General features: G+C 63.5%; 14 protein-coding genes. 6 read left to right on the forward strand and 8 right to left on the reverse strand.

The annotated features are described in order from the left end of the window. The first annotated feature begins 1 nt into the window (after position 1). The 3 genes from AC0VYB_RS03670 to AC0VYB_RS03680 all read left to right on the forward strand — a co-directional run bounded on the left by AC0VYB_RS03670 (position 2) and on the right by AC0VYB_RS03680 (position 1,268). Positions 2-211 carry an integrase core domain-containing protein gene (locus AC0VYB_RS03670; protein ID WP_081591054.1) on the forward strand — a complete coding sequence of 70 codons (210 nt, stop codon included), beginning with the start codon at positions 2-4 and terminating at the stop codon, positions 209-211. Between the two features lie 152 nt (positions 212-363). Beyond that, complete coding sequence (locus tag AC0VYB_RS03675) at positions 364-909, forward strand: ImmA/IrrE family metallo-endopeptidase (protein ID WP_162909129.1); 546 nt, start codon at positions 364-366, stop codon at positions 907-909. Beyond that, on the forward strand, positions 906-1,268 hold the full coding sequence (locus AC0VYB_RS03680; RefSeq protein WP_009380856.1) for a hypothetical protein: 363 nt from the start codon (positions 906-908) through the stop codon (positions 1,266-1,268). The genes AC0VYB_RS03675 and AC0VYB_RS03680 overlap by 4 nt, the downstream gene beginning before the upstream one ends. 110 nt (positions 1,269-1,378) lie before the next feature. Here AC0VYB_RS03680 and AC0VYB_RS03685 read toward each other — a convergent pair whose 3' ends face one another. The 3 genes from AC0VYB_RS03685 to AC0VYB_RS03695 form a co-directional block, all read right to left on the reverse strand. Beyond that, positions 1,379-1,723 (reverse strand): hypothetical protein, encoded by a 345-nt coding sequence (locus tag AC0VYB_RS03685; protein WP_009381332.1) that lies wholly within the window; start codon positions 1,721-1,723, stop codon positions 1,379-1,381. A 55-nt stretch (positions 1,724-1,778) separates the two neighbouring features. Next, on the reverse strand, positions 1,779-2,456 hold the full coding sequence (locus AC0VYB_RS03690) for a hypothetical protein (protein ID WP_131248704.1): 678 nt from the start codon (positions 2,454-2,456) through the stop codon (positions 1,779-1,781). A 196-nt stretch (positions 2,457-2,652) separates the two neighbouring features. Next, entirely contained in the window at positions 2,653-2,967 is a 315-nt protein-coding gene (locus AC0VYB_RS03695) for a hypothetical protein (RefSeq protein WP_009381335.1), read from the reverse strand. Positions 2,968-3,933: 966 nt separating this feature from the next. On the opposite strand from AC0VYB_RS03695, the gene AC0VYB_RS03700 reads away from it, so the two are divergent. Continuing rightward, positions 3,934-4,083 carry a helix-turn-helix domain-containing protein gene (locus tag AC0VYB_RS03700; RefSeq protein WP_375545470.1) on the forward strand — a complete coding sequence of 50 codons (150 nt, stop codon included), beginning with the start codon at positions 3,934-3,936 and terminating at the stop codon, positions 4,081-4,083. 114 nt (positions 4,084-4,197) lie between these two features. Here the strand turns inward: AC0VYB_RS03700 and AC0VYB_RS03705 are convergent, their stop codons facing one another. Continuing rightward, entirely contained in the window at positions 4,198-5,232 is a 1,035-nt protein-coding gene (locus tag AC0VYB_RS03705; protein WP_009381402.1) for an IS30 family transposase, read from the reverse strand. A 435-nt stretch (positions 5,233-5,667) separates the two neighbouring features. Here AC0VYB_RS03705 and AC0VYB_RS03710 point away from each other — a divergent pair, with 435 nt between their 5' ends. After that, entirely contained in the window at positions 5,668-7,323 is a 1,656-nt protein-coding gene (locus AC0VYB_RS03710; protein ID WP_009380865.1) for a hypothetical protein, read from the forward strand. Between the two features lie 30 nt (positions 7,324-7,353). Here AC0VYB_RS03710 and AC0VYB_RS03715 read toward each other — a convergent pair whose 3' ends face one another. The 3 genes from AC0VYB_RS03715 to AC0VYB_RS03725 form a co-directional block, all read right to left on the reverse strand. Beyond that, positions 7,354-8,220: a M48 family metallopeptidase gene (locus tag AC0VYB_RS03715; RefSeq protein WP_009380867.1), complete on the reverse strand. Its 867-nt coding sequence runs from the start codon at positions 8,218-8,220 to the stop codon at positions 7,354-7,356. A 197-nt stretch (positions 8,221-8,417) separates the two neighbouring features. Next, a complete protein-coding gene (locus AC0VYB_RS03720; protein WP_313450547.1) occupies positions 8,418-8,894 on the reverse strand; it encodes an HD domain-containing protein in 477 nt (158 codons plus the stop codon). Beyond that, positions 8,876-10,201 (reverse strand): C45 family autoproteolytic acyltransferase/hydolase, encoded by a 1,326-nt coding sequence (locus AC0VYB_RS03725; RefSeq protein ID WP_063249294.1) that lies wholly within the window; start codon positions 10,199-10,201, stop codon positions 8,876-8,878. Before AC0VYB_RS03725 ends, AC0VYB_RS03720 begins: the two co-directional genes overlap by 19 nt. Before the next feature lie 240 nt (positions 10,202-10,441). Between AC0VYB_RS03725 and AC0VYB_RS03730 the strand changes: the two genes are divergently transcribed. Continuing rightward, positions 10,442-10,978, forward strand: a complete 537-nt coding sequence (locus AC0VYB_RS03730) for an SA1002 family membrane protein (RefSeq protein ID WP_422652876.1) — start codon at positions 10,442-10,444, stop codon at positions 10,976-10,978. Positions 10,979-10,989: 11 nt separating this feature from the next. Here AC0VYB_RS03730 and AC0VYB_RS03735 read toward each other — a convergent pair whose 3' ends face one another. Further along, positions 10,990-11,382, reverse strand: coding sequence for a hypothetical protein (locus AC0VYB_RS03735; RefSeq protein ID WP_063249292.1), 393 nt, complete (start codon positions 11,380-11,382; stop codon positions 10,990-10,992). Positions 11,383-11,713 lie beyond the last annotated feature (331 nt).

The following is an 11,713-nucleotide window of genomic DNA, read 5'->3' on the forward strand; positions in this document are numbered from 1 at the left end:
GTTGATCGACCGTAAGGTGTGGTCGGGGTTGATCGAGGTGTTGGCGAAGACGCCTGCGTGGGTGGCCTGGTACAACCAGTCCAGGCTGCACTCAGCGATCGGGTACCGCCCGCCGCTCGAGGTCCATTCGGAATGGAGCAACCTGTCCGCGACAACACCCGCAGCTGCAAGGAAACCAAGAAAAGGAACCTCTACGAAACCCGGGGCTTGACATTACGAACCGAGGCACTGACCTACGCCCCGTCGCTCACACCGAGCGGCGGGGCCACCTTTGATGCCTTCCAGCGCGGCGCTACACCGACAGGTTCGAGGTGACGTATGGTGATACAGAGATTCGTGTCAGTGACGCGTGGAATAGTCTCTTTGACCAAGGCGCTCTTTGAGAAACCTACAGGAGAGAGGGGGACGGCGATGGCTGAACTTGTTTACCAGGCCGCAAGGAGAGAAGCCAAGCGACTCCTTGACACGGTGTGGAGTGGCAACTATCCGGTCCGCATGAAGCCCTTCAACTCAGAGGTGGGGGCGCAGGCTTACGAAGCAGACTTGGGCGACGATCTGTCTGGCGTTGTCTCGAAGGAAGCTGGGAAGCCAGCAAAGATCGTACTCAACTCCCGACACGTCAAGCGCCGGAACCGGTTCACGTGGGCGCACGAAATTGGGCACATAGTTGAGCGTCGCGAACTTGCCGACGACGACGACTATTCGTTCGAAGAACTGAAGCGGAGCACCGACTACGATCTGCATGAGTTCTTCGCAGACGAGTTTGCCGGAGCTTTGCTGATGCCTGAGGCGAAGATCCTCGAGCTCAAAGAAAGTGGTTACACACTTGCAGAGATGGCTGAGTTCTTCGACGTTTCCGTTGACGCTGTTTCGAAGCGTCTGCAGCGCCTGAGGAAGCACCCGAGGTGAACAAGGCGAGCGACGACTCTCTCGGGGACGCCCCGGCGGAAGAACTAAAGACCAATGTCAATCGCTCGGAAAATGTGTCGGACCTTGCCGGCGAAATTGCACAAGGAGTCAAGCAGCGCAACGGTCAGCAGAAGATTCTCTTTGTGGGAGTCTGTTTTCTCGTCGTCATCAGCTTTTTGCTGACTGTGATTCTCGTTTTCATGCTAGGTATAGGGAACATGGAATTGACGGCATCCGGTCAGGTAGCTGCGATCGCGGCATTCGGCGTGCAGCCGTTCATTCTAGTCGGCGTCCTCACGTCGAACGTTTACCGAGGCAGCCCCTTCGAGCTCAGCGATAAGTCAAACGGCGCCAACTAACGTGTCACCAAAGGCCTCGAGCTGGATAGAAATGGCCCCCATCGCATCACGCGGTGGGGGCCTTTCGTCAGGCCTGAAACCGACTTTGGCTGTGCGGCGGAATGAAGGGTTCAGGAGTGGAGGTAAATCGTCCCTTCCGAGTAGCCGGGGTCTCGAGTCTCGCCCGGCTTTAGCGAGGGGCGATGATCGTATCTCGCGATTCTAACGCTGTCCTTGTGCCTCCCGGTGGTGACGACGGCAAACACCTCAACCAAGCGGGGGGCCGGATTTTGCGATCGTTTAGCCCACTCCAAAGTCTCGTCAAGGCTCGCCTTGGAGGATTCGTACACCGCGACAGACGTGAGATCTTGCGGATCAGATTCGTTGCCGTGCCAGAACGCAACGCGAAAGGCGTCGACTACATCCTCGTGTCGGACGTCTCGCTCGTCGATTAGATGAAACGTTTCGGCGCTCATTGTTCCCTCAACTGGTTGTGTAAATGCAGACTCCAGTCACGCAAGGATCGCTGTTTCATATCCTTTTCCAGACCGTCTTAGATTGCGTAGCTGTTCGCTTGCCCGCGAGGGATGGGTGGCTGGTGATGATCCACGTGCTTGTGCCGTTCCAGAAGCCCGTTCCTCTGCCGCCGTTCGATCCCACGACCGGGGTGTAGTATGGATCGGAGAACCTCCCAGTATTGGCCGTGAGTGTAATTCTCGCATCGCTCCGAGCCCTTGTCTGAGCCTTTCCCGGCCGCGAGCTTGAACTGGCAGCAGGATACAGACTGAGTAAGCCCCTGACTCGCAGGCTGATTTTGGTGCTGACTCCTTTCGACTCGCATTTGTACCTAGTCTTGTATATAGCTCCACGTGCTCCATTTGAGTAATGCGGGTAGTCAATTCTCGCGGTGCACTTTACGAAGCGGGCATTTTCTTCCTCGGATGATTCGGCACTTCGAGAAGCGACCTGGCCCCCGAGCGTCACCGTCGTTTCCACGTACTCCCGGGTGTCGCCAGCCTGTCGAAGGATTTCCTCTTCCGACATATTGAGTGCGTCCGTCTCGACTCTTTCGGACCATGCTTCGTACTGCAGCATGGTTGAGGAGGCAATTTGCGCATCTTCGTCTTCTTCTGCGGATGCGGGAGACGAGACGCCTGCGGCAAGCAGGATCGACATGCCTATCGCCAGAACTACCTTGGGTGGCTTCACGCGATTCCAATTCTGCTAGCTCCGCCTCGGCAGCCACGATGCGACCGAGCGTCGGAGTGAGGTGGGTTGATACTAAGCAGTAGCCGACCGAAAGGGTGCAGGGATGCACGAGCGATGTCGAGATTGTGATCGAATCGAGACCCGAACTCCTGGTTCGCCTGTGGACTTACTCTCCTGGCGAAAGTCCAGGCTTGATCTAGCTCACACGGATCTTTTGGTCGGCGCCGCCAATATGATCCTGAACAGGCATTTCGAGGTTGATGATTGCTGTGGGCACCGTCGCGAGTGTGATGAGGACCCAGCCGGGGACGTCTCCGCGATCGGGGCGGTCACGGTCGAGATGATCGCGGCCGGTTCGCGCAAGGGAAAAGCCCGAACCGGAGCCGTCGATGATCTGGCGGCGGTGGCGCGCCGTGCGGCGGGGGACAGAGGTCTGCCCCGGCGACGACGTGGGATCGGCTGCCCAGCCGAGGGCGAGCAGCGTCAGGCTGGTCGTGAGGTGCCGGAACATCGGGTCTCCTCCGTGGGGGTCGGGTTCTGTCAGCGGCGAGGCGGTCGGGTCGGCTGTCATGGGCTGAGGTCGAGGACGGCGAGGCCGATGGTAGCGAATTCCTTGTTCATGAACGTAGAATGAGGGACCCGATTTCCCCGGTTGGAGCAATTTGCTCTTGCTCTAACCGGGGATCCCTTATTTCTTTTGCTTCTTCCTGATGAAGAGGCTCAGAAGGCCAGTGGTTGCTTTGATCAATGCGGCTAATCCGAAGAGTATCGCGGCGATTCCGGCCAGTGTCCCTGCATCCATATTCTCAACTCTCGCGTAGTTGTGGTCTCAGATCTGGTGACCGAACGCGATGAGATTTTCGTCTCGAAGTAGAGTTCGTGCATGCCGAATCGCTGAACTCGCCTCTGCACTGATGTCGTCACAGATTTATTGCCAAAGCTTGTCGGATTCGTAGCAATCAACACGGTCGTGTCCGTGCTATCCCTCAAGCTTGGGAGAGTCCGCACAGAAGAACAACCAGGAGGATCCGCTTGTCCATCTACGACGAAGCAATTCAGCGTGCCGGTCGAACTCTCACCGAAGGTGTTCGCCGCTTACTAGAGGGCACGACCCGCGAAGCTGCGGAACGCACCCACACTTTCCGTGGCCCGAGTACCGGCGATCTTGAAGCCCGGGGTATCACCCGGTTCCGCTTTGTTAGTGATCAGGGAGGGGGAGAGGGCAAATGAACCGACTTCTCACCGATGATGAGGTGGCCGAGCAGATCGGTTGCTCGAAATCTAAGCTGCACAACGACCGGGGTCTCGATCGTGGGGATGGAGGCGACCGTGTACCCAAATGGATTGAAGTCGGCACCTCGTGGCGCAAGCGAACAAGAGGTACAAGGCAATCAGCTGTCGACGAGTGGCTCGATCGACATGAATTCGGACGCGGTTCAGGCGGCGAAGGTGAGCGGAGTTGATCAATCTCGAACGGTTGCTCACGGCGAAACAGGTGGCAGAAATACTGAATTGCTCAGTACAGCATGTCAACCGTCTTCGCGGTCGAGGTGATCTCGCTGCTATCGCAGTAGGAGGCATGTATCGATATTCCCCGGACGAGATTAGCCGGTATATCGACAGATAGGGCTCCTTGGGTCACCAGTCTTTACAACGCGATGTTGGCCAAGGTGAAGTCGCGACACGTTAACGACACGGAATCAAGCTGAAACTTTCACTTAGGCGGGGGTTGGGGGCGATGTCAAGGCGTCGAAGCAACATGGGGCTCGCCGGCGAGCAGTCGAGCGAATGCCTCGGTGGGCGTGAGATAGCCCAGTCGGCGGCGGGGTCGATTGTTGATCTCCTCGGCGATGGTGGTGAGGTAGGGCTGGTGATCGGGGATCACCGTGCCCTTGGGCAGATACTCCCGGTAGAGCCGGTTCGTGTTCTCGTTGCTGGGCCTCTGCCAGGGCGAGTGGGGATCGGCGAAGTAGACCGGCATCGCCGTGGCCAGGGAGACCTTCGCGTGCTGGGCCATCTCGCTGCCCTGGTCCCACGCCAACGATGCCTTCATCATCTCGGGCAGGTCGTTGAAAAACTCGATGACCGCGTCAGCGGTTGGCTCGGCGTGTTTCGAGGGCAGGGCCAGCAGCCCGGTGAACCCGCTCATCCGCTCCACCAGCGTCGCCGCGCACGAGGTGCCGTTCTTCCCGATGATCAGGTCACCCTCCCAGTGCCCCGGCACCCGACGCTGGGCGGCGTCCTCACCTCGCTCCGCGATCGGGACCATACCTACGATTGGGCCACCGCGCGTCCGCCCGGTCGTACGTGGTCGGCGCTTGGTCCGCTTGGACTGCAGGAAGATGCCCTTGCGGGCGAGCTCACCCTTCGGGATTGCGTAGATGTACTGGTAGATAGCCTCACCGGAGACGGTTCGGCCGCGTGCGTCAGGAGAGTTCGCCATGCGTTCAACGGTCGGGTCTGTCGCCTCCAGACGCAACCGGCCCGCTATCTCGTTCGGCGTCCAGGACGCGGCCAGGTCGGCGTCCACCCTCGCCTGCAGCACCGGATCCCCCGCGACCTTCCGCTGCTGCGGGCGAGCTCGCCGACGCTGCGCTCTGACGTCTGCGGTCACGGCCTGGTAGCCGCGGGTCTTCGTCGAGTTCCGGTGAAGCTCCCGCGAGATCACCGACGGGCAACGCCCCAGGTGACGGGCGATCCTCCGCACCGACCAGCCCGCTTTCGAGGCCGCCGAGATCTCCGACCTGTCGCTGAACGACAACCCCACCCGCGCCATCTGCACACTCCACCGATCAGACCCCCGCCGACCGGGAGTGTTGCTTCGACGCTATGACACCACCGGGGCGCAGATGCTCTGCTGCTTGACGGCGCCGTAATTGCAGGTCAGAGAGTGACTGAAGCAGACTCGTGCATACCAGGAGAAACAATCCTCCACATAATGAATAGGTCGCGGGTTCGATTCCCGCAGGCGGCTCGGCAACGCCCCTCCCCAGTCTCAACAGGCTGGGGAGGGGCTTTTTCTGTTCCGCCTGCACCCCTTCGCGAGGAGGAACTCTTTGCCATCGACGGATCGCCCGGCGATCACATCTTGAGTGTTGAACGATCACGCCTGTAATGGTGAACGATTCTGCTACAGTGCATCCCGTAACTGTGTTGTGAACCACACCGGCGTGGTGCCGGCCCTCAGGCATCCGATCGTTGAAAGCAGAAGATGAAACCAGTCTCGAAGCGCCTATTCGCCCTGTCGGCCGTCGCCGCCGTCGTCGCCTCATCACTGTCGCTGAGCAACCCTGTCGCAGCAGTCGAATCGACCTTCACCCCACCCTGTGTCGACGACCCGGTCGCCCTCGGACCCGAGGAGGAACTCGTCACGAAGCCGGCTCCCCGCGAGCTCCTCCGCTCCAGCGGCCTCGCCGACTTCGTCACTGCCTTCGCCGAAGACCTGTGCGCCCGGTCCGGGGAAGAGGCGATCGATGCCCTCGTCGAGAACCGGTCACGGGAACTGTGGACCCGCGGCATCGACGCCGCTCGAGCGATGACCGGGGGCGATGGTCTCGACGCGGACGACCGCCCCCTCTACTGGGCCCGCCTGGCGATGATCGGCGCCCTCAAGCAGTGGTCGGCGGAGAACCGGGTCTCGGACGAGACCCTCGCGGCCCGCACCGCCGTCATCGATCGGCTCTCCCGCGGTCAGGACACCCTCGACCCCGATGCGAGCGAACGCGACGTCGCCGTCATCACCGGATTCGACCCCTTCTCCCTGCGCTCCGAACCGCGGATCTCCAATCCCTCGGGAGCCATCGCGCTCGCGCTCGACGGTGAGGTCATCGACGGCCCGAACGGACCGGTCGAGATCCAAGCGGCGCTCTTCCCCGTGCGCTGGCGCGACTTCGGCGACGGGATGGTCGAGAAAGCCCTGACGCCCGCGTTCTCGGCCGAGAACACCCCCGAGCTCTTCTTCACCATCAGCCAGGGACGTCCCAACCAGTTCGACCTCGAAGCCTTCAACGGTGCCTGGCGTGGAGGCTTCGTCGACAACGAACTAGTCTGCTATCAGGGAATCGCTCCCATTCCCGCGGGCGTGACGACGGTCTCGCCGCAGCCGCAGTGGACGGAGTCGACCCTGCCGCGCGAGGCAATGGTCGCGGATACTGCCGGGAAGCCGTTCGCCGTCAATGATCGACGCTCGGTCACGGAGCTGCCCGGTGACACTCCGGCGACCGAACCCAGGCTCGGGTGCCCGGCGGACTCCGCGCTCAACGAAGGAACCCAGCGCGAAGACGGACCGAGCGAAGGCTCCGTCGCCCGAGCCGGCGGTGGCGGGGACTACCTCTCCAACGAGATCGCCTACCGCGCGACCCTGCTCCGAGACGCCCTCGGTCTCACCGACCTGCCGGGCGGCCACGTGCACACTCCGGTGCTCGAGGGAGTCCAGAAGACCGAATCGGAGATCAGCAATCCCGAGTTCGTCTCCAACCGGCAGGACATCATCGCCCAGACGAAGCTCCTGCTCGAAAGCGCCCTCGCCCAGCAGCCCGTAGACGACCCGGAACCGACGGACGAGCCCACTGACGAACCGACCGGCTCGCCGACGGAGACGCCCGCCCCCACCGAAGGCCCGACAGAGCCGACGTTGCCCACGAGCGGCCCGTCGACACCGGCGGACTCAGGGGCATCTGCAGACTCCGGTGCGACCGCGGACGGATCCAACGTCGCAGCCTCGGCGGACGGTGGCGACGGAGCAGGCCGAGGCGAAGCGATGCCGCGCACCGGTGGTCTGCCGATGTCCACGGCCGTCATCGGTGCGCTGCTGACCGTCGTCGGAGCTGGACTCGTCTTCGGTGTCCGTCGTCGCAGGCGGGGGTGACGTCGTCGGCTCACTGAGCGACGAGGCGGGCTAGAGCATCTTCCCCTGGACGTTCCAGCCCTGCGTCTTCACCTGGCTCAGCGCCTTCATCCTCCGGAACCCGACGGCATGACCGGAGAGGAAGTTCGACAGACGCAGCCAGAAGCCGTTCTTGTGCCGGTCGACGGACCGGATGTAGGCGTCGACATCGACCCGTGAGGCGAGGTTCTTGCCGGAGAAGAGGGCGATCATCTTCATGGCGTCCTCGGGCGCATAGTACGACGCCGTTCTGTCGGCGGTGTACTCCTGAGCGCGTGACAGCGTCGGGGAGAGCCGCAGGAGGACGAGGATCGGCTGGATCCCGCTGCGCCACAGGTTCACGTGCCCGCATCTGATGTGTCCCAGCTCGTGGCCCATGATGAATCGCAGCGCGCCGAAGTCTCCGTGGACGTAGGCGAGGTCGACGAGGTCGCTGTAGACGACGACATATCCGCGTTGCAGCTGGCATTTGGCGGCGTAGGCGTTCATCGTGCCGTTGCCGTTGATGACGTAGATCTGCGGGATCCCCGACATCCTCCCGGTGCCGGCGCCGAAGCCCATCTCGAGCGCGAGTTCCCGGTAGACGGCGTAGAGCTCCGGGAACTGCTCGTCGGTGACTTCGACTCCGTTGGAGATCTTCGACCAGTAGAGGTAGCGGATGTAGATGAAGCTCGCCACCGGAGCGAAGAGGCCGATGAGCACGCCGAAAGCCCACTCATCGAGGGGGAGTCCGACGAGGATGAAGACGAGCGCTCCGGTGACGACGATCGCTGTGAGCTCGATGCCGACGACGAGCATCGGCATCTCTGCCCGATGCCGCAGTTCGCTGACCGTGGGGCCGGTGGGTCTGAGCGCGGTGGAGGGGTCGGTGAGTGCCATGGGTCAGTTTCCTCGTGAGATCCGTTCGGTGCGAACCGGGGGGGTCGGAATGCGGTTCGCGTCCGAGGAGCCAGCGCGATCACGCCGAGGTCATCACGCTGACAGCGCTCGGAGAGTACGCGAAACACTAACATGGGGACACCCGATCGAGGGATCGACGAGAGTCCGGCACCCATGAGCGCCGCGGCGCCTGGGGCTCAGAGCCCGAGCAGCTCGTAGGCTCGGCGGTACTTCTCCGTCAGCCGCGCCCGGGTCGCCTCGTCGAGGCGAGCCTGCCTGGCCGGATCGGTGTTGTCGGCGAGATCGGCGGTCTTCACGCGCACGGCCAGCGGGTTCGCGCGGACCCGAGCGAAGTAGTCCTCGACGTCCTCACCGGAGCGCTTCGTCACCGCGATGACCGCGTCGACCACCCCGGCGGGGAAATCCCCGCGCAGATCATCCTCCGTCACCGAGGTGTCCTCGACGACATCGTGCAGCCATGCGGCCGCGACGACCGCGGTCGACTCGTCGTCGCCGAGGTCATCGGCGACGAGGGCCGCCCGCGCGTTCGCCGCGACCCGGCGCGGATGGTCGATGTAGTCGAGACCGGCCTTGTCGACCTGCCCGCGGTGAGCCTCACGGGCGACCGCCTCGGCGCGGGCGATGATCTCGTCGTTCATCGCCAACGCTGCCACGCCGCCTGCCGGCTGACATCGGCGAGCTCGGCGACGCGGGCCCAGGAGTTGTGCTCGGCGAGGAGGCGGGCGCTGGTGCCCAGTGCCTCCCCGACCTCCGAGGACAGGGAGATGAGGGCGGAGAACGCCGCGGGATCGGGGGAGTGGGCGAGGCCGTTGATCGCCTCGCGTGCCTTTGCCACGAGTTCGGCGACCTCGGCCACTGCGGCATCCTGTGACTGCGTGCCTCCGGTCGCGCCGCCAGAGGGGGTCACGCGCGTGCCGGCCGTGCCGGAAGTCGAGCCGCCCGTGCCGGAAGACGTACCGTTCGAGCCGGTGAGGTCCACGGGTTCGGTGCTGTCGTCGAGGGTCACCACGATCATCTCCTCCGGAGAACTGAGGCTGCGGGTCCACCTGCGGGAGTGCCACCGGTACTCGACCTCGCCGCGCAGGGGTCGATAGACGGCAGTGTACAGGGTGCCGAAAGCGTTGTCGTAGTCCCCGCTGAAGACCCCCGGGCCGAGCATCGCCTCGGCCATCTCGTCGACTCCGCGGCCCTCGTCGAGGGCGTCGGTGAGCAGGTCCTGACGCTCGACGCTGCGGAAGCGGCGGGCATGATCGGGGTACTCCGGGTGCCGGCCGCGGTGGTTCGTCGCCACCGGGTCCTCGACGACCTCCGGGGCCATGCCGGGACCGACGTAGGCGGTGGCGCGCCTGCCCGCGGAATCGACCATCGTGAGGTTGTAGTACATCGACACCGGAACGGTCTGCAGCCTCCGCAGCGCCTCGGGCACGTCACCGGCGACCTCGAGGAGGAAGCGGACGACGAGGGGAGCGGCGAACCCGTCCCCGTCACCGGGCCGACCCCCGAAGGCGAGCGAGACGGCCAGTCCGTCCTCATTCATCCCGTCGAGCAGCCCCCACAGGCAGTCCGAGGTGCCGATCACCCGGCGGGTGCCGAAGCGCGTCGAAGCGTGGACCTGCTCGAAGAGCTCGAGTCCGTAGTCGTAGTTGCGCAGCAGCGCGGGTTCGGGGGAGCGCATCGCGACCTGGGAGCAGCCGGGCAGGAAGCGCGGCGGGTTCCACAGGGTGAGCATCCGGGCAGCCGTCTCATCATCGCCGGTGAGCTCGACGAGGCGCTGCCACGTGGGCACGAGCTCGGGCATGTGCTCACGCAGCTTCGCCTCGGCGGTGGCCAGGTCGGGGCGGGCCCAGTCGCCGTCGCGGAGATACCAGGCGCGGTAGGCCGGCCACACGGCGTCGAAGAGTGCCTTCCAGCGGGTCGAGGGGCGGTCTTCGGTCATTCCAAAGAAGGTGAAAGAAGTCATGTGTCAAGGTTAGGTTGACACTCTTCCAGGTGTCAAGAAAAAGTTTACAGATCGTCGTGGTCCGCCGGTGACCCGCGGCTGTGTACTCTGAGAGCACGCGCATCGTCGAGGCGAACGGAGAATCGCATGTCGCTGCTCATCCACCTCGTCGTCCTGTGCGGCCTCTTCCTCATCATGGGGTTCCTCACGACGCCGCCGGGGCACCGGACGTAGCGACGGGTCGGCGGCTTCCTCGGCGCGATCGGGCTCGGGCTGGCGATGACCGTCGTCGGCATGGTCATCGTCATCATCATGCTCGGCCTCTACATCGGCGGCGTCGCCCTCCTCGACATCAGCCTCGGCCTCTTCCTCGGCGTCATCTCGGTGGCTCTGGCATCGGGGATCGTCATGTTCCTCATCGTCCAGCCGATCATCCAGCGCACCGGAATCAGCGCCGAGCTGCTGACGATCACCGAGTACTACATCCAGTGGTTCCTCATCTACGTCACCGTCTACCAGGTGATCTTCGAGCAGCTCAACGGCCTCGGCCGGGTGATCAACGAACGCGACGTCACGCAGGAGCTCAACTCCTACCTCTCGTCGGTCCTCAATCCCTCCGCCCTCATCGCGATCCTCCTCCCGGTGCTCCTGTCCATCTGGGTCGCCGTCGCCATCGCCAAGATCCGAATCGACGCCGACCCCGCCGAGGCGGCGCCCGGTTCCGCGGGGGAGTCGCCTGCCGCTGAGGTCGAGTCCCCGGACGCGGATGCCGAGAGGGCGCGCAGACCCAAGCACTGAGTTCCGCGAGATCACTTCTTCTTCGGCGTGAACGACGTCGAGCACGACCACGATGTCTTGCCCTTCTTCGCGGTCACCGTGACCTTGACCTTCTTGCCCGGTGTCGCCCCCGAGATGTAGTACTTGAGGTTCGCCGTCCCCTTCTTCGAGGCGGTCGCGGACTTCTTCGTCTTCGTCGTCTTGTAGTGCGCGGTCGTCGTCACCTTCGCCTTCGCGCCGACCTTCGTGACCTTGACCGTCGTGTTCGAGTACTGCTTCGGCTTCGAGTTCGACATCGAGACCTTGCACGACTTCGTCGCCGCCTCTGCAGGGGAGGCGTCGAGAGCGATGGGGCCGGCGAGCAGACCGGCGGCGAGGATGAGAGCGAGGCCTGGACGCAGGCGGGCAGGGGTGAGCGCGGACATGATTCTCCTGAATCTCGAAGGGATGGGGTGACTGCTCGGAGCGAGGCGTCGCCTTATCCTAATCACTGCGCCTGTTGTCCGGGTGTCCCGTGACCGAACCGAGATGTGACCTTCGGCACGCGCCTGCAGGCGGCGTCGTCCCTCGCGAACGGCGCTCGCGATCCGCGCTGACAGGCGGTGGATCGGGCGTGTGTTGACCATCACAGCGATGCGGTGTTCAATGGGATCGACACCATTAGTGAACGATCGATCAGCTTCGATCGGCGGGCTCACCGGCGACGGTTCGCTGTCGCTGCGAGTGCGAGTCACCACCATTGCGGGGAGAGGTGCG

The organism is Brevibacterium sp. Z349TD_9 (assembly GCF_056173565.1).

Coding starts and splice junctions, on each gene's coding strand:
- AC0VYB_RS03685 (WP_009381332.1), bottom strand. CDS start 1,723: ATGAGCGCCGAAACGTTTCATCTAATCGACGAGCGAGACGTCCGACAC.
- AC0VYB_RS03695 (WP_009381335.1), bottom strand. CDS start 2,967: ATGTTCCGGCACCTCACGACCAGCCTGACGCTGCTCGCCCTCGGCTGG.
- AC0VYB_RS03705 (WP_009381402.1), bottom strand. CDS start 5,232: ATGGCGCGGGTGGGGTTGTCGTTCAGCGACAGGTCGGAGATCTCGGCG.
- AC0VYB_RS03710 (WP_009380865.1), top strand. CDS start 5,668: ATGAAACCAGTCTCGAAGCGCCTATTCGCCCTGTCGGCCGTCGCCGCC.
- AC0VYB_RS03715 (WP_009380867.1), bottom strand. CDS start 8,220: ATGGCACTCACCGACCCCTCCACCGCGCTCAGACCCACCGGCCCCACG.
- AC0VYB_RS03725 (WP_063249294.1), bottom strand. CDS start 10,201: ATGACTTCTTTCACCTTCTTTGGAATGACCGAAGACCGCCCCTCGACC.
- AC0VYB_RS03735 (WP_063249292.1), bottom strand. CDS start 11,382: ATGTCCGCGCTCACCCCTGCCCGCCTGCGTCCAGGCCTCGCTCTCATC.